This window comes from Streptomyces atratus, from assembly GCF_040655115.1.
Classification (GTDB): domain Bacteria; phylum Actinomycetota; class Actinomycetes; order Streptomycetales; family Streptomycetaceae; genus Streptomyces; species Streptomyces atratus_D.
This window is the reverse complement of the sequence record NZ_JBFAJH010000041.1, coordinates 1-20,229: the sequence shown is the minus strand read 5'-3', so window position 1 is coordinate 20,229 and position 20,229 is coordinate 1. Positions and strand designations below refer to the sequence as shown.

At 70.0% G+C, this 20,229-nt stretch carries 14 protein-coding genes and 6 pseudogenes; 9 read left to right on the top strand and 11 right to left on the bottom strand.

The window, feature by feature from the left end; all coding sequences use genetic code 11:
- Positions 1-151 precede the first annotated feature (151 nt).
- Complete coding sequence (locus tag AB0I23_RS31100) at positions 152-721, top strand: type 1 glutamine amidotransferase domain-containing protein (protein ID WP_359114279.1); 570 nt, start codon at positions 152-154, stop codon at positions 719-721.
- A gap of 435 nt (positions 722-1,156) precedes the next feature.
- On the top strand, positions 1,157-1,741 hold the full coding sequence (locus tag AB0I23_RS31095) for a dihydrofolate reductase family protein (protein WP_359114277.1): 585 nt from the start codon (positions 1,157-1,159) through the stop codon (positions 1,739-1,741).
- 40 nt (positions 1,742-1,781) lie between these two features.
- Here AB0I23_RS31095 and AB0I23_RS31090 read toward each other — a convergent pair whose 3' ends face one another.
- From AB0I23_RS31090 to AB0I23_RS31080, 3 genes are all read right to left on the bottom strand, one after another.
- On the bottom strand, positions 1,782-2,273 hold the full coding sequence (locus AB0I23_RS31090) for an acyl-CoA dehydrogenase family protein (RefSeq protein WP_359114275.1): 492 nt from the start codon (positions 2,271-2,273) through the stop codon (positions 1,782-1,784).
- Positions 2,274-2,645: 372 nt separating this feature from the next.
- Positions 2,646-4,610 carry an FAD-dependent oxidoreductase gene (locus tag AB0I23_RS31085; protein ID WP_359114273.1) on the bottom strand — a complete coding sequence of 655 codons (1,965 nt, stop codon included), beginning with the start codon at positions 4,608-4,610 and terminating at the stop codon, positions 2,646-2,648.
- 18 nt (positions 4,611-4,628) lie between these two features.
- The gene (locus AB0I23_RS31080) at positions 4,629-5,207 is read right to left on the bottom strand and encodes a TetR/AcrR family transcriptional regulator (protein ID WP_359114271.1); all 579 of its coding nucleotides are present in this window, start codon (positions 5,205-5,207) and stop codon (positions 4,629-4,631) included.
- Between the two features lie 388 nt (positions 5,208-5,595).
- Between AB0I23_RS31080 and AB0I23_RS31075 the strand changes: the two are divergent.
- Positions 5,596-6,162: pseudogene (locus tag AB0I23_RS31075) on the top strand (FtsW/RodA/SpoVE family cell cycle protein); the annotation flags it as partial.
- A 247-nt stretch (positions 6,163-6,409) separates the two neighbouring features.
- Here the strand turns inward: AB0I23_RS31075 and AB0I23_RS31070 are convergent.
- The 4 genes and pseudogenes from AB0I23_RS31070 to AB0I23_RS31055 form a co-directional block, all read right to left on the bottom strand.
- A pseudogene (locus AB0I23_RS31070) lies at positions 6,410-6,733 on the bottom strand (universal stress protein); the annotation flags it as partial.
- A 5-nt stretch (positions 6,734-6,738) separates the two neighbouring features.
- The gene (locus tag AB0I23_RS31065) at positions 6,739-7,761 is read right to left on the bottom strand and encodes a zinc-dependent alcohol dehydrogenase (RefSeq protein WP_359114270.1); all 1,023 of its coding nucleotides are present in this window, start codon (positions 7,759-7,761) and stop codon (positions 6,739-6,741) included.
- A 29-nt stretch (positions 7,762-7,790) separates the two neighbouring features.
- Positions 7,791-8,696: a universal stress protein gene (locus AB0I23_RS31060; RefSeq protein WP_359114268.1), complete on the bottom strand. Its 906-nt coding sequence runs from the start codon at positions 8,694-8,696 to the stop codon at positions 7,791-7,793.
- A gap of 155 nt (positions 8,697-8,851) precedes the next feature.
- On the bottom strand, positions 8,852-9,481 hold the full coding sequence (locus AB0I23_RS31055; RefSeq protein ID WP_359114266.1) for a hypothetical protein: 630 nt from the start codon (positions 9,479-9,481) through the stop codon (positions 8,852-8,854).
- 166 nt (positions 9,482-9,647) lie between these two features.
- On the opposite strand from AB0I23_RS31055, the pseudogene AB0I23_RS31050 reads away from it, so the two are divergent.
- Positions 9,648-10,073, top strand: a pseudogene (locus AB0I23_RS31050) (CBS domain-containing protein); the annotation flags it as partial.
- Positions 10,074-10,119: 46 nt separating this feature from the next.
- On the opposite strand, the gene AB0I23_RS31045 reads toward AB0I23_RS31050, so the two are convergent.
- Together AB0I23_RS31045 and AB0I23_RS31040 are read right to left on the bottom strand one after the other, a co-directional pair.
- On the bottom strand, positions 10,120-11,850 hold the full coding sequence (locus AB0I23_RS31045; protein WP_359114264.1) for a GAF domain-containing sensor histidine kinase: 1,731 nt from the start codon (positions 11,848-11,850) through the stop codon (positions 10,120-10,122).
- Positions 11,851-12,141: 291 nt separating this feature from the next.
- Complete coding sequence (locus AB0I23_RS31040; RefSeq protein WP_359114262.1) at positions 12,142-12,834, bottom strand: response regulator transcription factor; 693 nt, start codon at positions 12,832-12,834, stop codon at positions 12,142-12,144.
- Positions 12,835-13,245: 411 nt separating this feature from the next.
- Here AB0I23_RS31040 and AB0I23_RS31035 point away from each other — a divergent pair.
- The 5 genes and pseudogenes from AB0I23_RS31035 to AB0I23_RS31010 all read left to right on the top strand — a co-directional run.
- A pseudogene (locus AB0I23_RS31035) lies at positions 13,246-13,606 on the top strand (bifunctional acetaldehyde-CoA/alcohol dehydrogenase); the annotation flags it as partial.
- Positions 13,607-13,820: 214 nt separating this feature from the next.
- Positions 13,821-14,285 (top strand): pyridoxamine 5'-phosphate oxidase family protein, encoded by a 465-nt coding sequence (locus AB0I23_RS31030; protein ID WP_359114260.1) that lies wholly within the window; start codon positions 13,821-13,823, stop codon positions 14,283-14,285.
- A 722-nt stretch (positions 14,286-15,007) separates the two neighbouring features.
- Positions 15,008-15,310: pseudogene (locus tag AB0I23_RS31020) on the top strand (hemin transporter); the annotation flags it as partial.
- A 244-nt stretch (positions 15,311-15,554) separates the two neighbouring features.
- Positions 15,555-16,883 carry an aspartate aminotransferase family protein gene (locus AB0I23_RS31015; RefSeq protein ID WP_359114258.1) on the top strand — a complete coding sequence of 443 codons (1,329 nt, stop codon included), beginning with the start codon at positions 15,555-15,557 and terminating at the stop codon, positions 16,881-16,883.
- Positions 16,884-17,379: 496 nt separating this feature from the next.
- Positions 17,380-18,402, top strand: coding sequence for an Acg family FMN-binding oxidoreductase (locus AB0I23_RS31010; protein WP_359114256.1), 1,023 nt, complete (start codon positions 17,380-17,382; stop codon positions 18,400-18,402).
- A gap of 56 nt (positions 18,403-18,458) precedes the next feature.
- Here AB0I23_RS31010 and AB0I23_RS31005 read toward each other — a convergent pair.
- Positions 18,459-18,764: pseudogene (locus AB0I23_RS31005) on the bottom strand (pyridoxamine 5'-phosphate oxidase family protein); the annotation flags it as partial.
- Between the two features lie 57 nt (positions 18,765-18,821).
- Entirely contained in the window at positions 18,822-19,847 is a 1,026-nt protein-coding gene (locus AB0I23_RS31000) for a hypothetical protein (RefSeq protein WP_359114254.1), read from the bottom strand.
- Between the last annotated feature and the right edge of the window lie 382 nt (positions 19,848-20,229).

The following is a 20,229-nucleotide window of genomic DNA, read 5'->3' as shown; positions in this document are numbered from 1 at the left end:
GCGCCGGGTAACCCGTTGGTAGCGGAATGAACTCCTGTTTCGCTCAATCCGTCCGATTGCAACACCACTGGGGAGTCGCATGGACTCATGGGTTCCAGGGAACCCGCCAGGGGCACGCATGGCAGACCAACATCGCGAAGGGAAGCGCAACATGACCGACAACGATGTGAGCGTGCGCAATGTACTGGCAATCGCTACCAACTACGGGGTCGAACAGGACGAACTGACAGTGCCTGTCGAGCACCTTCGCGGATGGGGTGCGACAGTGGATGTCGCGGCGGTATCGGCCGACGAGATTCAGACCCTTGTGGGCGACAAGCATCCCGGGAAGAAAGTCCGGCCGGACCTCACGCTGAGCAACGCGGACCCGGCGTCGTACGACCTCCTGCTGATTCCCGGTGGCACGTTGAACGCCGACCGCCTGCGCCTCCAGGACCGGGCGGTGGAGATCATCCGACTCTTCACGAAATTGGGCCGCCCCGTAGCGGCCATCTGTCACGGACCGTGGGCCCTGATTGAAGCCGATGTCCTCGCGGGCAAGAAGCTCACCTCGTACCCTTCTCTGCGGACCGACGCAGAAAACGCAGGGGGCCACTGGGTCGACGAGCCCGTCGTGACCGACGGCACACGCGGCTGGACCCTGATCACCTCGCGGAACCCGGGCGACCTGAAGCACTTCCTGCGCGAGACGGATGCGGCACTCGCGACGAAGACCGCGTGACACCGCCCCGCGTACCGGAGCGAACACAGTCGGCCCGAACAATGTGAGGAACATCGACCCCTCTCCAGTGCATCCACTGCGGCAAGGGCGTTGCACCGGGAACTGGACCGAAATCAAGGGCACCGGACCGGACCCCCTTACAGCCCCAAGGCCGGACGTCATCACCGGCGGTCACGTCGCCCACGGCGACGCACGGGCCGGCAGCCCCGACGCGGTCCGTGCGGATCACGGTGGCGTCCAGTTGAGGTCTGCAGTCACCCATGCCAATACCCCAGCGAGCGTCCCGATCGGCGAGCGGGAAGCTTTTGTCGCCGCTGAGTTCTGCGCCCGCCCAGAGTCTGAAGCAAAGTGGGCAGCTGTCGACGATCGAGACCCGAACGACCTGCCCACACCTGAACCGCATCCGCGCAGCACGAGCACACGAAGGAGAAGACGATGGGAGACGTGTTCCTGGCGTTGTCGATGTCGCTCGACGGCTACGTCGCGGGACCGAACGACAACGTCGAGCCCCTGCACCGCTGGTTGTTCAGCGGCGACGCCGCGAGCCGCCATGGCAACGGCATGAGTATGGTGGCGGCCGGCCGCGACGTCGTCGACGACTACTTCGACCACACCGGAGCGTGCGCCGCCGGGCGCACGACGTTCGAGCTTTCGCAACGCTGGGGCGGCCAGACGCCGTTTCCGATGGCGTACTTCATCGTCTCCCACGACGTCCCCGACGAGCTCGCCGGCCCGGATGCGCCGTTCACGTTCGTCACCGACGGGGTGGAAAGCGCGATCGCGCAGGCCCAGGCGGCCGCCGGCGGCAAAAAGGTCAGCCTCATGGGCGCCGATGTGCCCCAGCAAGCGATCCGCGCCCGGTTGCTCGACGAGCTGCTGATCCACCTCGTGCCAGTGCTGCTCGGCGACGGCAAGCGCCTGTTCGAGCACCTCGGCAGCGAATCGCTGGAACTCGACCGCACCGAAGTCGTCGCGGCACCGGACGGCATCACGCATCTGCGCTACCGGATCAAGCGCTGACGTCATGCCGTCCACAGCCGAGCACACCACGCTGGAGGCGCTACCCACGCTCAACTCCGAAGAACCCGCGAAGCCGCCCTCTGCCTTCAAAAACACATACGGCGAGGGTGCGCGCCATGGCCAGCACACCGCCGTTGGCCGCTGCGCTGTGGACGGTGCCGGGGTGGGCGTGCCAGGCGTAGCCGGCGATCACATTGACGAATCGCGCCGTCCCCGGCGGTAAGCATGTGCTGTGCGGCACCGGCCCGCCTGCTTTCCCGGACCGGCCACCTTGGCCAGAGAACGGGAGATCACCAGCCGCTGGATGTCCGAGGTGCCCTCCTCGATCTCGATTGGTGTCGCGCATCCACTTCTCGACCAGGTACTCCTGTGAGTAGCCCCCGCCACCGAGCGTCTGCACCGCGGCCCAGCTGTTGGCCATGGCGTTCTCCGAACCGACCAGCTTCGCCATGGCGGCCTCGGCATTGACCATCTCGCCCCGGTCGAACAGCCGCGCCGCCCGGGCTCGCCCCCGGAGCATCCGCTTTGACAAGGCCACCCTGCGGGACGACCGAGGCCGCACTGTCGACACCGAGTCCTGGGGCCGGGGCCACTACCGCCGCTGACACCCGGGGTGAGCGGCTGCCCGCCTCACGGCGGGCTGAGAGCCCCGCCATCCATGGAGGCCGTGCGTCGGGACAGCCTGATCTGACCGACGCACAGGCACGTGTCGCAGCGGTGCGGCGGTGAAGTCGACGCTGGTGACACAGTCCATGTTGAGCGCCGCGTGAGTGAGGGCGGCGCAGCGTGTCGCGGTCGCCCCGACCGGCATCGGTCTGCCCCCGTGCCTCGGGCAGACCGCCCAAGGGCCCGGCGGTCCGGGCGTTTCACGTACCGGCCGGGTTGCGGTCGAGCAGGGATCAGGTCACAACTCGGCCGCCACGGTGAGGCCCTCAAGCACCGCTTCCTCGACGGTGCGTGGAGTGACGCAATCACCAATGGCGAAAACCTGGTCGCCCGCAACGCCGGCGGTCACCGGGTCGAGCTCGTTGACCGGCACATGGCCCTGAGCGAGGACCACGGCCGCGACCCCGTCGAGCACCACCGGCTCCTCGGTCAGGGTGTGCTGGAGATAGACGGTGTCGGAATCGGCGCCGTAGAGCCGCACGTTGGGCACGATGTCGATGCGCGCTCGCGCCGCCTGCCCCAGCATGGCAGTACGGACGTACTGCTGCAGGTGCTCGCCCGCCGCGAAGCCGGTCACGCAGAGCGTCACTTTTCGGCCCTGACCGGCGAGCCGGAGCGCGACCCCGATGCCGATCCAGTCGCCGCGCCAGTCCGCGACCACGATCCGCCCGCGCGGTACCTCACTGCCCCGGATCACCTCCCAGGCGTCCAGCACCACCGGGCCGTCGATCAGCTCCAGCTTCGGGCTGCGCGGACGTGCTCCTGTCGCGAGTACCACCACGTCCGGGGCCGCGGCGGCCACGACCTCGGCATCCACCCGGGAGCCAACCAGGACGCGGACTCCCGCACGCCGGGCCTCGCCCTCCAGGTTGGTGATCGCTCCGCCGAACTCGGCCCGTCCGGGCAGCTGTTCGGCGAGCAGCACCTGGCCGCCGACGCGCCGGCCTGCCTCGTGCAGCTCCACCTCGTGCCCGCGCGCCGCAGCCACCGCCGCCGCTTTGAGACCGGCCGGTCCGCCACCGACGACCAGCACCTTCTTACGTCGGGTGATGGTCGGCAGCACGCCGAAGCGCCGTTCTCGCCCGGTCTCCGGGTGCTGTATGCACGAGATCGGGTACCCGAGCTGGAAGTGGCCAATACAGGCCTGGTTGCAGCCGATGCAGGCGCGGATCTCCTCGGTGCGGCCCTGGGCCGCCTTGACCGGAAGCTCTGGGTCGCAGATCAGAGCCCTGGTCATCGCACAGGCATCGGCCTGTCCGCCCGCGATGATCTGCTCGGCCTCCTGAGGCTGATTGATCCGCCCGGCCACCATGACGGGAACTCCGACCACGGCACGCACCCTGGCCGCAAGCGGCGTGGTGTAGGCGGCCTGGTGGTACATGGGCGGGGCGATGTGCTGGGCCCCGGACAGGCTGGCCGAGCTGCCCGCGCAGACCGACACATAGTCGAGCAGCCCTTCGGCGTCGAGCTCGGCGACGGCCGCGAGCGCCGGCTCGGTGCCGAGGCCGTCGTGGCTCAACTCATCGCCGGAGATGCGCAGGCCGACCACAAAACCGGGCCCGGCCTGCTCCCGTACCCTGCGCAGCGACTCGCGCAGGAATCGCAGGCGGCCCTGGTCGTCACCGCCCCAGCCGTCGGTACGGACGTTGACTTCGGGGTTGAGGAACTGCGCAGGCAGGTACCCGTGGCTGGCGACGACCTCGACACCGTCGAGCCCGGCCTCGCGCAGCCGACGGGCCGCCTGGCCGTAACCGTCCAGGACCTCGTCGATCTCGACCTCGGTCATGGCGCGCGGCATGACGTGGAAGCGCTCGCTCGGTGTGGCCGACGGCGCCCAGGCGACCGGTGCGCTGCCGTCCTTGGACTCCAGGATCTCCCTGCCAGGGTGGAACAGTTGCCCGAATACCTTTGCCCCGTGCTGGTGAACCGCCTGTGCGAGGCGGGCATAGGCTGGGATGCAGTCGTCCTCCGTGGCCATCAGTACGTGGGTGGTGTAGCGGGCAGACTCGTGCACCCCGGAGACCTGGAGCACGATGAGGCCGGTTCCGCCTGCCGCACGGGCCGCGTGGTAGGCGATCAGCTCCTCGGTGATCGCACCGTCCCGGACCAGTACGGTGTCGTGCCCCGAGGACAGGATTCGATTGGGCACCGTCACCCGGCCGATGCGCAGCGGGCTGAACAGGTGCGGGAACTGCACTCCCATGGACGTTCTCCCTGAGGCCTAGGCGCGTACGCCGAGTACGGCGCGCGCGGTGCCGAGCAGCAGCTCGGCGTAGCGTTCTGCGGTGAGCCCGGCCCCGGCCGCGACTGCCATCTCGCAGCCGTCGACCATCACCACAAGTGACCCGATCGCGAGGTCCACCGGCAGCACAGGGGCGAACTCGTTGCTGCGCAGGCCCTCGTGGACGATCTCGGACACCAGCGTCTGCCACTCGGCCTGCACGCGGCGCACCCCGTCCTGCAGTTCCTCCCGCCGAGCGGCGCTGGCGCAGAACTCGGTCCAGGTGGCACAGCGCCGGGCGAGGTCCGGGTCGGAGGTGAGCGCCTGCACCAGCAGTTCGAAACGCCGCCACGCGCTGTCGGCCTCGACGGCGAGTGTCCTCCAGCGTTCGATCAGATTGTCGATGGACCAGGCGAAGGCTTCGCGGAACAGGGCGTCCCGGGTCTCGAAGTAGTGCTGCAGGGAGCCGATGGACAGGCCTGCCGTGGTGGCGACGTCCCGCAGTCGGCCCGCGTCGAAGCCGCGTTCGGCCAGCACTTCCGCCGCCGCCTGCAGAATGCGTTCCCGTTGCGTGTCCATGCCGCTCCCAGCTGGTCGGGGGTCCCTCCGGGCCTTTGTGGATAATAATAAAGCATTATTGTGACCACCGACACAATGATGTGCTCCCTGGGAACGGGTGATCGACGCGTACCAGGACCAGAGCGACTCCACAGAGTTGCGCAAGACACTCACATGGCGCGACGGCTTCGCCATTGCCCTGGTCGGCCCCAACGGCCTTCTGCTGACGGTTGGTTACGGCATCGGCGCGGTCGGCGCCCGGACCGCCACTGCGCTGTGGGTCGGCGGCGCGGGCGTCGGCCTGCTGCAGAACATGCTGTTCGCGGAGACCGCAGCGATGTTCCCCGGAATGTCGGGGGGAGTCAGCCGCTACGCCGTCGAGGGATGGAAACGCTACTTCGCACCGCTCGGAGCGGTCGCCTCCTTCGAGTCGCATGTCCAGCAACGTGTCCAGGCCTGGCTCGACCCCATGCGCGAATACACGCTCAGCCGCCAGGGCGTGGACGGTCACTCCGAACAGTCGATGCAGGCGCTGTGGGCGTTCGGATCCGGCGGCACCCTCGGCACCGGCCTCGGGCAGGGCCACTCCGACCTCATCCGGTTCGCGGCCAACTCCGACTTCGTCCTCGCCACCTTCGCCGAGGAACTGGGCCTGACGGGCGTCATGGCGATCCTGCTGATTTACGGCCTGATCGTGGAGCGCGGCCTACGCACCGCCCTCGCGGCCCGCGACCCATTCGGCAAACTGCTCGTCATCGGCCTGTCGGGCGCGTTCGCCCTGCAGGTCTTCGTCGTCGCCGGCGGTGTGATGGGCCTGATCCCGCTGACCGGTATGACGATGCCGTTCCTGGCGTACGGCGGTTCCTCCGTCATCGCCAACTGGGCCCTCGTCGGCATCCTGATCCGCATCAGCGACACCGCACGCCGCCCCGCGCCCGCCCCCGCCCCCGAGAGGCCCCAGGTGGTGCGCCTGTGAACAAGCCCAACCCGTTCTTCCGCGAGAGGTCGTTGGGTTCGGCTTCCGGCCGTGTAAGTTGAGATGCGCCGCGTGCACATCCTCCGCATGACCGCCCTGGCCATGGACGTCGGGCACAAGCTCCTGACTCACTCATCACAGGTGTGGAACGTGCAGAGGCGTAGATCGACGACCCCCGGCAGCCGCAGGATCTGCTTCTTGAGCCTGTCCTGGTTCTGCCCTTCCGCGAAGCTGTCGGGCATCCCCAGCCCAGGACCAGTGCGGAGTCGGTGCGGCTCTCCCGTACCAGCGCGTCATGCGGCTCCTCGGGCACCAGGTCGGTCGAGACCTTCACCTCGGGCTGACGGCGCCGGGCTCGCCGCTCGGCGGTCGCGACGACGTCCTCGGTCATCACCTGATCGGACGGCTTGTCAAGATCCTGCGCGAGCGGGATGCCCTCGTACCGCCCCCACAGCGAGGCGTACACCAGCCGCAGCGGCACCCCACACAGGGTGGCCTCGTCGGCCGCCCGGTCGACGGCCCGCGGGCTCGGTTCGGAGCCGTCGATGCCGACGACCAGCGGGAGGTCCATCGCCGTCACCGCCCTGCGCCGAGGTCGAAGACGATGCGGGCCTTGACCTGGCCGCGCAGCACGTCGTCGATGGACTCGTTCACGGAGGCAAGCGGACGGGTCTCGTAGATGACCTTCGTCCGGCCCGCCACGTGCAGTTGGAACACTTCGGCGAGGTCCTGCCGGGTGCCGACGATGGAGCCGATCACCGAGGTGCCGTTCAGGACGGTGTCGAAGATCGGGACCTGGATCGTGCCGTGCGCGGGCAGGGCCACCATGACGAGCCTGCCGCGGCGTCGCAGGCCGGAGTTGACGGCGACGAAGGCGGCCTCGTTCACCGCGAGCGCGATGGCCGCGTGCGCGCCGCCGTGCCGCTTGAGTTCCTGGCCGGCGTTCTGCTTGCGGGCGTCGATGACGATGTCGGCGCCGAGTTCCTCGGCGAGTTCGAGCTTGTCGTCGGTGACGTCGATGGCCGCGACGGTGGCTCCGGCGATCTTCGCGTACTGCACGGCCAGGTGGCCGAGGCCGCCGACGCCGGAGATCGCGACGAGCTGCGCGGGCCGGACGCCCGCGACTTTGAGCGCCTTGTACGTGGTCACGCCCGCGCAGGTGAGCGGGGCGGCTTCGACGGCGCTGATGCCCTCGGGCACGGGCTGCGCGAAGTCGGCCCAGGCCAGCATCTTTTCCGCGTACCCACCGTCGCAGCCGTACCCGGTGTTGATCTGCTGCTCGCAGAGGGTCTCCCAGCCGGACAGGCAGTGCTCGCACCGTCCGCATGCCTTGCCGAGCCACGGCACGGCGACGCGCTGACCGACGCTGAGGTGGGTGACGCCGTCGCCGAGCTTCTCGACGAGGCCGACGCCCTCGTGGCCGGGTACGAACGGCGGGTTCGGCTTGACGGGCCAGTCGCCGTGGGCGGCGTGGATGTCGGTGTGGCACAGGCCGGAGGCCTCCACTCGGACGCGGACCTGGCCGGGGCCTGGCTCGGGGTCGGGGCACTCCTCGATGACCAGAGGCTTGCCGAAGGCTCGTACGACTGCTGCCTTCATGATCCTTGCTCCTCGGAGGTGGTGTGCGTTCAGTCGTGCGGGACGACGGCGACGGGGGCGGTGGCGTGGTGCAGGACCGCGTGGGTGACGGGTCCGATGTGGGTGCCGACAGAGGCGCGGCGGATGCGCCGGCCCACGACGACCAGGGAGGCCTCGCGGGAGGCGTCCACCAGGTGGTTGGCGGCCGTGCCGTATCGGGACTCCTCCACGACCTCGACGGCCGGGTACTTCTGCCGCCACGGGCGCAGGACCTCAGTCAGGGCGCCGGCCTCCTGCCGGGACAGCTCGCCGTGGAGTTCGAGGTCGACGGAGAGGCCGTAGGCGTAGAAGGACGGCGGGTTCCAGCCGTGGACGACCTGCAGGAAGGTGGCGCGGCGGGCTGCGGCGTCGAAGGCGAACTCGACGAGCGCGTTGTCCGGGCTGTCGGTGGCCAGGCCCAGGATGACGGGCCGGAACGGGGCCGTGGCGGACGAGACGCCGGCCGGGTCCATGACGTGCTCGTCGGCGGCTTGTTCCCCGGCGCGGACCAGGACCACGGGCCGCTCGGCGTGCGCCACGACGGCCTGGCCGACCGAGCCCACCAGGAAGCCGCCGACCCGGCTCAGGCCGCGGGTGCCCAGCACGAGCAGCGCGGAGTCCTGTGCCACGCGGGTCAGGACTTCGCCCGGCCGGCCGGACAGCTGTTCCGTGGTGACCTCGACGCCCGGGTGCCGCAGCCGCAGCCCCTCGGCGGATTCACGGGGGATCCGCTCGCTCCAGTGCTGTTGGGTCTCGACGCCGAGGAGCTGGGCCTGCGCCATGGGCGCAGGTACGGGCTCCCAGACGTGGACCAGCTTCAGCGGCACTCCGCGCAGCCTGGCCTCGCGGGCCGCCCATTCCGCAGCGGCCCGGCTCTCGGGCGAGCCGTCGAGGCCGACCGTGATGGTGCGGGGCATGATCTCCACCTCCTGAATCGGGGGTCCCGATTCCAGCGTCGTGTCAGGGGGTCTGCGGGGCAGAGGCCGCTGGTTCTCCAGCGGGACCGACCGGCCCCACGCGCGGGGGCGGCGCGGCGGGTCCCGTGGCGCGGGACCGTCGCGCCGCGGGTGGTTCAGTGCAGCCAGGCGTGGTCGCGGACGATCGGGAGCCGGGCCCAGACCCGGCCCAGCCCCCAGGTGGCACCCGCGCCGGCGGCAGCCAGGGCGATCAGTGCGACGGCGTAGATCACGTGGTAGTCGGCGAAGGGGTTTGTCGACATGCTCGGCGATCCGTCCGACAGGTGCTTGGCCGGCGGCCACTCCGCGATCCACATCAGCGCCATCATCGCCGTGCCCGCCGGCGCCGCCGGCCGCAGCGCCACACCGGTCATGACGGCGACGCCGATGCCGAGCAGACCCAGCATGAACAGCCAGTCCGCCCAGGTGTCACCGGCCCACGCGTGGAACGTCGATTCCATCGGCCCGGCGGCAACGGAGCTGAGGAAACCCTTCGTCGGCGACCCGCCGTCGATCCAGCCCTTGCCGGACGCGGTCGCGTAACCGAAACCGAAGGTCTTGTCCAGGAACGCCCACAGGAAGACGAACCCGATCAGGATGCGCAGGGACGCGAGGGCGTAGGCCTGCGCGGTGTGCGTGTCGCGGTGTGCCGACACGGCGGACTCGGAGGCGGCGGCGGTCCGGTGCCTGCGGAAGGCCGGCAGGTGGAAACCCGGGCTCCGGTGAGGGTGCTCGTGCACGGCCACGATGGTGATCCCTTCAGGGGTGTTCGGTTGTCGTTGTCTTGACGTCCCTCACTCTCGTCGGGTGCGCGGGGGCGCGCCGGATGCCGAAGGTCCCCATCAGCTGGGCTGAACGTCCCTTTCCGCCGGGGCCGTTGGGCGGGAGAAGGGAGAACCCGCCCGTCGGGACACCTCCCCGGCGCTCACCATCCGTGCGAACGCGACCCTCGCCCGGGTCGCGCGGGCCATGGCGCACGCCAAGGTCGAACGGCTTCCCGTCGTCGACGACGTGGGCATGCTGGAGGGCATCGTCAGCCGCGCGGACCTGCTGAAGGTGTTCCTGCGGGACGACAAGGAGATCGCAGAGGAGGTCCGACGAGAGGTGGTGTCGGATCTCTTCCCCACGCCGGTGTCGGACGTGCGGACAGAGGCGCGGGGCGGCGTCGTGAAACTCAGCCGCCGCGCCCGGGGCACGTCCACGGTCCCCGTGGCCGCACGCCTGGTCCGGGCCGTCGAGGGCGTGGTGGACGTGGAGTTCGAGCTCACCGGATCCGGACACTCGACGGAGTCAACCGCCGCACCTGCGAACGGCGACGAGAGCCTGTCTCCCGCCTGACCGACGGCGATCAGCGGGGCGCGCGGCAGGTCAGCGGCGCACCCCGCTAGCCCTCCTGTATGGGCACACTCCACGTCAGTCGGGTGCCGCCATCGGTCGGGCTGGCCAACTCCAGGTTTCCGCTCATCTGTTGAGCCCGTTCAGCCATGTTGCGCAGGCCGCTGCGACGGCCGTCGGCCGGGATGCCCACGCCGCTGTCGGAGACCGTGAGCCGCACCTCGCGGCCGTTGGTCTCGAGCACGACCTCGGCACGGTCGGCGTGCGCGTGCCGGGCGATGTTGGTCAGGGACTCGGACAGGACAGCCACCACGTGGTCGGCGGTCTCCCGGGGCACATGCGTGTCCAGCAGGCCCTCCATACGCAGACTGGGCGCGAAGCCCAGTACCGGCGCCGCCTCACCGACCGCGCGCACCGCCCGCGCCCGCAGACCGGGGCCGTCGGCGCCCTCACGAGACCGCAGACCGAAGATCGTCGACCTGATGATCTTGATGGTCTCGTCCAGGTCGTCCACCGCCCGCAGCACCCGTTCCGAGGCCGCCGCGTGCTCGATGAAGCGACCGGCGCTCTGCAGAGTCATGCCGGTGGCGAACAGCCGCTGTATCGCCAGGTCATGCAGGTCCCGAGCAATGCGATCACGGTCCTGGAGCACCGCGAACTCCTCGGCGTCCCTACGGCGCTCCGCCAACTCCATCGCGACCGAGGCCTGCGCTGCGAACCCCTGCAGCGGCTCGGTCTCCTTCTCGGAGAACACCGTCTGACCCGCCTCCCGCACCAGGAGCACAACACCGCGGACGCCATCCCCGGCACCGATGGGGACCGCGACGGCCGTGCCGAGTCCGGAGAACCGCGGCGGACCAGCTGAGACACGCTCGTCGCGGGAGACGTCGGGGCTGGTGACGGGCGTCGCGGCGGCGAAGGCACGGCCGATCAGGCTGTCGTCCACCGGCAGTACGAGGCCGCGGTGAGCCTCCGCCTCCCGCCCGATCGCGAGCTCCACCGTGAGGGAGCCGGTGTTCTCCATCGGCACCGCGACCACCGCGAGCGCAGCGCCCGTGATGTCCCGTGCCCGTTCGGCGATCAGCCGTAGAACCTCGCCGCCGTCGCTGCCGGACATGAGGCTGTGGGTGATCTCCGCGCTCGCCCGCAGCCAGCGTTCACGCAGCCGGGACTCCTCGTACAGGCGGGCGTTGTCGATCGCCACGCCGGCCGCCACGGCCAGCGTCGACAGGACCGACTCGTCCTCCTCGTCGAACTGCGCTCCACCCCGCTTCTCGGTCAGGTACAGGTTGCCGAAGTCCTGGCCACGCACCCGGATCGGAACGCCGAGGAAAGCTTTCATCGGCGGGTGGTTGGGTGGGAAGCCGTACGACGAGGGGTGCTCGGACAGCTTGGCCAGCCTCAGCGGCTCCGGGTGCCGGATCAGCTCCCCGAGGATGCCGTGGCCGTCCGGGTAGTGGCCGATCCGGGCGATCTGCTCCTCGCTGACGCCGACCGTCAGGAACTCCGACAGCCGTCTTCCGTCCGGCCCGATCACGCCCAGGGCCGCGTACTCCGCATCGACCAGGGCGGCCGCCGCATCCACGATGCTGCGCAGAGCCTGCTCCAGGTCGAGCTCACGGCCGACCGAGAGCACCGCCTCCAGCAGGCTGTGCACCCGGTCCCGGGTGCCACGGGCCGCGTCCAAGCGGGCCTGCAACTCCTCCAGCAGCTCATCCAGCCGCAACTGCGGCAGCCGCAGCCGGGCGCCCTCGGAGCCTCCCACCAGTGATTCCTCCATGCCCCTCACCTCGCCGACGGCCAACCGGTTCTGGCCCGAGGCCACGGTATCGGCCCACGACAGGAGCCGGTATGAGAGGTCAGGCTCACCGGCCGCGGATGGCGAGGTGTGTGCGGAGCGCGAAGGGCCGGACCGGGCGCTTCTTCCCGCGGCCGGGCGTCGGGCCCGCAGGCAAGGCGGCACCATGTCGGTGGATGCGACTGGTCGGTCGCCCGGACGTCGATGCGTACGCTGCCAGGTAGGGTCGGATTCGCCCGGCGTTTCCTTCTCGGCGCCACCGACTGCGGGACTTCAGCGGACTTCCTGCTTCTGCCCGTCCCGGGCCTGGGTGGCGATGACGGCGGCCTGGATGCGGCGCTCCACGCCGAGCTTGGCCAGCAGGCGGGAAATGTGGTTCTTCACCGTCTTCTCGGCCAGGTACAGCCGTTGGCCGATCTGGCGGTTGGTCAGCCCCTCGCCGATCAGAGCCAGGATCTCCCGCTCCCGGTCGGTCAGGCCCGACAGCCCGTCCGGCTCCTTCTCCTGCTGCTGACCGCCGCGCAGCCGGGCCATCAGCTTGGTGGTGGCGCTCGCGTCGAGCAGCGACTGGCCGCCGGCGACGGTACGTACGGCGGACACCAGGTCCGAGCCCTGAATCTGCTTCAGGACGTACCCGGACGCGCCCGCCATGATCGAGTCGAGCAGGGCCTCCTCGTCGTCGAACGAGGTCAGCATCAGGCAGGCCAGCTCGGGCATGCGCGAGCGCAGCTCCCGGCACACGGTCACGCCGTCACCATCGGGCAGGCGGACATCGAGCACCGCCACCTGAGGGCGCAGCGCGGGGACGCGCACCAACGCCTGCTCCACCGTGCCGGCCTCGCCGACCACACTGATGTCCGGCTCGTCGTTCAGCAGGTCGCGCACGCCACGCCGCACCACCTCGTGATCGTCCAGCAGGAAGACCCGGATCGGGCCGCCAGGGCCGGGCTGCTCGCTGTCCGCCATCAATTGCTCCTTGGTTCCGCGTTTCGCGCCGATGTCCCCTCGTGGACGGGATCGGCCTCCGTACCGAGATCCTTCCCGCATCCGGGCCGAGGGGCCAGGGCCTATCGGCCCTGTTTGCACCGCGCTATCCCGCTGCCGCGGGGGCAGTCGCTCCGCCTCCGTGGCGCGGCGGCCCAGTCGGCAGCAGGCGGAATTGACGCCGCCTGGCCCCCCCAGCGCGAGGAGGATCAGCCCTCCGCCGTGTACGCCTGAACCCTACGACACGGTACGGTCGACCGTGAGGCTGAAGGCCCAGGAGACACGGCGGCCAGTGCGAGCCCCGGGGCAGAGTCACGGTCCGCCCACAACGGGGCAGGCTTGTCTGCCCTCACGCTCACACTGGTGAAGGAGGGAACCTCCATGAAGACGCCCACCGTAGGCGAAATCGTGACCAGCGATCGCCGATACGAGAACTACCGTGCCCCGGACGCTTCCAGGACATCGCCCGCGCACTTGGCCTGCCCGCCGCCACCCCGGCCGCGGGCGTGGAGTCACTCGCGGCCTCCGTGGAGCGCCTCCGCGACGCCGTCGGCATCGAGCCGTCGTCGTACTCCCTCGGCGTCGACGAACGCGCCTTCCTCGACGCGATGCCCCAGCAGGCCCTGAACGCCTACGAGGACCAGACCCGTGGATGCCGATGCGCGACGACGTGCAGGACATCATGCCTACGGCCTACTACGGGGGTGAGCAGGGTCGGCCGGACGCGGACGAGGGCCGAACGGCCCTGGCGTGAGCAGGTCTGGTGCCGTTCCAATGACCTGATCGAGCCTGTCAGTGGCTCCCGCCTCGCCGGGTGCCACGGCAGGCAGCCGCCCGGGTCTCGAAGGGACGACGCACATGCCGTACCGGCGCACCGGCCGTCTCCCCGGCGACAGGTCGTGTAACAGCCTCGCCGCGTCGGCCGGAGACACACAGCAGTGAGCAACGAATCCGTAGGAAAGCCCGCCATGACCATCGACAACGTCCAGATACTGCCTCCCGGGCCGCGCCGGAGTGTCGAGCTCGGCAGCGACGAGGCATTGCGGCTGCTGGGCAGCGTGTCCGTCGGGAGGATCGTCTTCACCCGCCACGCACTGCCGACCGTCCGCCCGGTCAACCACGTCCTGGACGATGGCGACATCGTCATCCGCACCCACGAGGGCGCGGCCCTGACCTCGCGCACCCGGCAGGCCGACGGCCTTGGCGTCGTGGTCGCCTACGAGGCCGACACCATCGATCCGGACACGCACCTCGGCTGGAGCGTTGTGGTCACCGGCTACGCCCACCTGGTGACAGACCCGCACGAACTCGCCCGCTATCAGGCCCTGCTCAGCCCGTGGGTGAGCCGGACCATGGACTACGCGGTCCGTATCCACCCCGACCTGATCACAGGCGTCCGTCTCACCGCCGTCGACGAGTCGGGTGACGCCTGATCAACGTCCGCGAGCCGCCGCAGGCGAGCCGCACCGCGCCCAAGTGGAGGTCTTCACGGCCGGCCAATCCCTCGCGGGCGTATCGCCTTGTCCGGCTCGGGCTCATGCTCACGTGGTGGCGGAGCGCATCCCCGTGATCCTGGCCGGCATCCCGGATCCGTCATGCTTCACAACCCTGTGACCGGTGAAAAGAGGTTCGGCACAGGCACCGAGGCAGTTCTGTGCTCAGGGTCCTCGCGCCGGCGCACGCGAGCGAAGGGGTGCCCGACGAGCAACTGGCCCAGACGGGGCGAAGGACGCGACGTCCGCGAACGCGGGTGCGCGCCCCGCCGCCCGGACCTGCGCCTTCTGGCCCGTGATCCGGTGGCCGGCAAGGGCCATGTCCACATGGCGCCGAGCCTCGGCTACAGGTCCCAGGGACCGGCCACGCCACGCCGTCCTGTCCGGGAGATTCTCAACATCGTCCGAACCGGAAGGTTCTCGAAACATCGCCTGGAAAGCGAGACCCTCGGCACACGGCGCCAGCGATCAGCCCATCCGGGGTGAGGGGCGGCTTCCGGGTACTGGGGCCGGACCAAAGGGCCGTGTCGTCAGGGAAATTCGGCCCTATGCGAATGACGGCTCCACCGGAATGATCGATGTGCCGGTCGGAACCGCACGACGGATCCAGGCTGCGACGGTGAGTGCCGTCCCTCCACGTGCCTATATCTCTGAGGAGTTCCATGCTTTCGCCCGAGTCGGCCGCTGTCGTTCGCGCCACCCTGCCCGCTGTCGGCGGGGCCCTGGACGACATCACGGCGCGTTTCTACGGCACCATGTTCGCCGAGCAACCCGAACTGCTGGACGGCTTGTTCAACCGTGGCAACCAGGCCAGTGGCGAGCAGCGCCGGGCGCTGGCCGGATCCATCGCCGTCTTCGCCCGGACACTGCTGGCCAACCCCGACGCCCGCCCGGACGCCCTCCTGTCCCGAATTGCCCACAAGCACGCCGCGCTCGGCGTCACCGAGGAGGCCCTGGCGGTCGTCTCCCTCGCCGGCTCACTCGGCGTCGTCCTGCTGGCCACCGCTCTGCCCGCCGCATGAGCCGCGACCCCGCCGCCCCGCACCGACACGCCGCCAGGGCGGCCCGGTTGCCCAGGGTGTCCAGCTGACTCAGCAGCCGAAGTCTCCAGGGGTTCATCACCTGCTCATTGTTGTGCGGTTTCGCCGAACAGGACAGCCAGGAATGTGTGATGGGCGTGTCGCTCGGGTGCGACCTACCCTCGGGGACATGGCTGCTTCGACCACCACCTCGCTGTCCGCCGAAGGCTTCTGGGCCGATGCCGAGCGGCACCTCGTGCGCTACGGCGGCGCGTTCACCCGCGAGATCATCGACCGGGCTGCCGGGAGTTTCCTGTTCACCGCCGACGGCCGCAAAATCCTCGACTTCACGTCCGGCCAGATGAGCGCGATCCTCGGTCACTCGCACCCGCAGATCGTCGCGACCGTCCAGCGGCAGGTCGCGACCCTCGACCACCTCTACAGCGGCATGCTCAGCCGCCCGGTGGTCGACCTCGCCCGGCGCCTTGCCGGCACGTTGCCCGCGCCGCTGGAGAAGGCGCTGCTGCTGACGACCGGTGCCGAGTCGAACGAGGCCGCCATCCGGATGGCCAAGCTCGTCACCGGCAAGCACGAGATCGTCTCGTTCGCGCGGTCCTGGCACGGCATGACGCAGGCCGCCGCATCCGCCACCTACAGCGCGGGCCGCAAGGGCTACGGCCCGGCAACGCCTGGCAACTTCGCCATCCCCGTGCCGAACGCATACCGGCCCGACTTCACCACGGCCGACGGATCGCTGGACTGGCGCCGCCAGCTGGACTTCGCCTTCGACCTGATCGACGCCCAGTCGACCGGCAGCCTGGCCGCGTGCCTCGTCGAACCCATTCTCAGCTCAGGCGGCATCATCGAGCCGCCGGCCGGATATTTCGCCGCCCTGCACCAGAAGTGCCGGGAACGCGACATGCTGCTGATCCTCGACGAGGCCCAGACCGGCCTGTGCCGCACCGGGACCTGGTACGCGTTCGAGCGCGACGGAGTGGTCCCCGACATCCTGACCCTGTCCAAGACGCTGGGCGCCGGACTGCCCCTCGCGGCCGTGGTCACCAGCGCCGAGATCGAGCAGGAGGCGTACGAGCGCGGGTTCCTGTTCTTCACCACCCACGTAGCCGACCCGCTGGTGGCTGCGGTCGGCAACACCGTCCTCGACGTCCTGATCGGCGACAAGCTCGATGAGCGCGCACGGTCGCTCGGCGCGTTCCTCCGCGAGGGCCTGGCGAACATCGCCGAGCGCCACGCGGTCGTCGGCGACATCCGCGGCCGCGGCCTGCTCGCCGGGCTCGAGCTGGTCGTCGACCGCGAGGCGAAGCGGAGTTCGGACGAACTGGGCGCCCGGATCACCCGCCGATGCCTCGAACTCGGCCTGCACATGAACATCGTCCAGCTCCCCGGCATGGGCGGGGTCTTCCGGATCGCGCCGCCGCTGACCGCCACGGAGGAGGAGCTTTCGCTCGGCCTGACAACTCTGGACAAGGCGATCGGGGACATCTGCGCCACGCTCTGAGCCCATGGGGCGTCGACTTGCGCCTCCTGTCACTTGGCAACGCACCGGTTCCGGAAGAGTGCCGTCGCTTCCCTCGACACGGCCTGGCGCGATTCAGCGTGCCTGCCGTCTTCGTCAGTCACCGGAGACGGCAGCACAACGACGCAAGACAATGCAAGGAGCTGCCAGAAACCGACCAGGTCGGCCGTGGCCGCACAGATCGAGGACCGCATTCCCCGATCTTCTCGGTGGAGTGCCCGGAGCGGGTCCGAGCCGGGCGGCCAGAGCTCGGTCATCGTTGTTCGGCGCCGCCACCAGGCAGGGGAAGGAACGCGCCGCACGGATGATGTGCGGCTTGTGTCCGTACTCGGCCGTACTCGGCCCTGTCCTGTCTGCGTCGTCCTGCCCGCCGAATGAGGCCGCCCGGCCCGCAGCGAGGGGCCGGTCAACCCTCCTCCCGAGCGGGACGGCGGCGCAGGGTTGACGGAACGGAGGAGAGCTTTGCGAAGGAGCCGTGATGCAGACCCGGGCAGTCGATGCCACAGCCGTTCACACCCTGCTGGCCGCGGCGGTGGCGGCGCCGTCGATCCACAACACCCAGCCCTGGCGGTTCCGCGTGGACCTGGACAGCCGGTTGCTCGAGGTCCGTGTCGACCGCGGGCGGCGGCTGCCGATGGCCGACCCGGATCTGCGCGCCCAGCACCTCTCGGTGGGCGCGGCCCTCTTCAACCTCCGGGTGGCCGCGGTGCATCTGGGCTGGGATCCCATCGTCCGGCTGCGTCCCGCCGCAGACGATTCTGATCTGCTGGCCACGGTGCGACTGGCCGGGGCCACCACGGAGGACGCCCGGCAGCCGGCCCGGCGCGATCTGTATCAGGCGGTCGAGCGGCGCCACACAAGCCGGATGCCCTTTACCGGCCGGCCGGTGCCGGACACGATCGTGACCGAGATGATCAGCTCGGCCCGGGCCGAGGGTGCGCACCTGGACGTGCCCGACATCGTGGGGACCCGGCGCCTGCTGCGCCTGACCCGGGCGGCGGAGGCGCGCGACGCAGCCCACCCGGCCCGAGCGGCCGAAGTGCGCACCTGGATCACCGCTCCGGGAGCGGACGCCTCCTACGGCATTCCCCTCACAGCCCTGGGCCCGCGGGACGCGTCCGGGCGGATGCCGGTTCGGGACTTCACCGGTGCGCTGCCCGCGCCACGGCTGCCCGCTCTGCGTTTCGAACGGCACGCCCAAGTGGCCCTGCTGTGGACGTCCCGCGACGGGCGGGAGGACTGGCTGCGGGCGGGGCAGGCCCTGGAGCGCGTGCTGCTCACGGCGACCGTGCACGGGGTGCGCACCTCGATGCTGCACCAGGCGATGGAGTGGCCGGACCTGCGGGCGGCGATGGCCGGATCGAGGCGGCGGTGCTTCCCGCAGCTGCTGATCCGCTTCGGGTACGGCCCGGACGGCGGCAGTACTCCCCGTGCGCCCGCGTACCCCGCGCCTCGTTCCGTCACCGGCCCAGGGCCGGAGGCTTCTCACATGAGGGCATAAGGAATGAGGCCGCAAGGAGGACGGAGCTCACGGACTGACTCGCAAGGAGGTGCGCCTCACTGCGTGCCGTGCGTTCCCCCGAGCTCGCGTCCGGTGACCATCCCGCACTCGATCCGTACGAACACCGCATCCCGCAGGGGCATCCAGGAGCGGGGGCCGACCTGCGACAGCCGATCATGCTCGGCCGGATCGGCCACCACGGTGGCCCGTCCGGTGACGATCACGCTCCAGCCGGACCGGGTCGCCGCATCGAACTCGTCCGGCTCGAAGGCGACCACGACGCCGTCGATGGCGCGTACGAGGTCCGAGTCCGGCGAGGTGCACAGCAGGACGCAGGAGTCCTTGTCCAGGGAGAAGTTAATACTGCAACCGCATGTGGCGCGGCGGTTAGCGTCGCGCTGCTGCGAGCGGCCGCCGTGTCAGTGGCAGCCCATGGTGGCGGCGACCTTGTTCAGGACAGCGCGCTTGATCGCCGCGTACTGGGCATCCGTACCCGAGGCGAATACGTGCACATACCTGCTCCTGCGGCCTTCGGCGCACACCAGAGCCGTGACGGCATCGCGGTCGTAGCGGAGCTCCTCACCCGTCAGCTTCAGGGGCCTGCCGGGCGACACCAGTACTTTGGCCCGTACGCCGGTCGGCGAGAACGCCTCCAGGGTCGCCTTGTCACGCAGGACAACAGCCGAGAAGAGTCCCAGGTCGAGCTCGTCCTCGCCGTCTTCAAGCGCCGAGCACCTGCTGACCGGGGCATCACCGAAAGCGCCGAGCTGGGACACCTCCCCGCCGGCCCACCTCCGTACGGTCTTGGCGTCCGCCACGCCGCAGGGCGACTCTCCTCGGGAGAGACGTACCGGCTTCAGCGCGGGCCAGTCGAAGCTCTTGGGCACGGGAAAGGGCGTGCCTCCGCACTTGGCGATCTGGGCATTGCCGACGGCAAGCAGGGTCCTGGCAGCGAGGTCCGCAGCGGCGCGCAGGTCCGCTTCCGCGCCGGGGACGTCGACGTTCACCAACTTGCTCCGGCACTGCGGCAGATGGAGCCAGCCGTCCACGCGGTCGCCGTTCGCTTTGATCATCCCGGGCAGGTCGTGGGGCAGTGAGAACCTGCCGAGGCTCCACCACAGATGCGAGTTGAGAGGTGTCTTCATCACGGTGGCGCTGAGCCGCCAGTGGCCCCTCTGCACCGTGCACTCCGGGTCGCCCCAACCGTCCTTGTCCTCCGTGACCTTCCAGGATCCGTCGCCCGACGGGGCCACCCTCGTCAGGAGTGACCGGTCGATGGAGCCCCAGCACGCGCGGTCCGGCAGGCCGCTCCAGGGCCACTTGTCGCTCATCGTGGCCCAGGCGGCGACGAGCAGGGCGGCCGTTCCCAGTGCGACAGCCGCCCAGAGGCGCTTGGTGCGTAGGACGCTGCTGCCCGTCCTCCGCGAATGTTCGAATTCCCCCATGGTTGCTGAACCTAAGGCTTGATCCGTTGACACAGCAAATGCGTCCGAGGCCGCACGCCCAGATGCGGTTGCAGCATTGAGGAAGCGACTACGCGAGCCTGGCGGACCACGAACGTGCTGGCGGTCCCGCTGCCCTCGTACGGCGGCCAGCCCACAGTTGTCCCAGGCGGCCGCCGTACTGCGCCCGATGGCCTCAGGTGGCCCGCCGGGAGGAGCACCCCGAGCAGCATGATGAACAGCGTCATGGCGCTGAAGACGACAGGTGCAGACCGCCGCAGACCCGGCAAGCGGACTGCTTGCCGGGACGACACGGCGGTGCTGGCGCTGATGCTCGGCGGGCTGACCGACGAGGCGATAGCGCAGCGGCTGGGCGCGTCTGCAC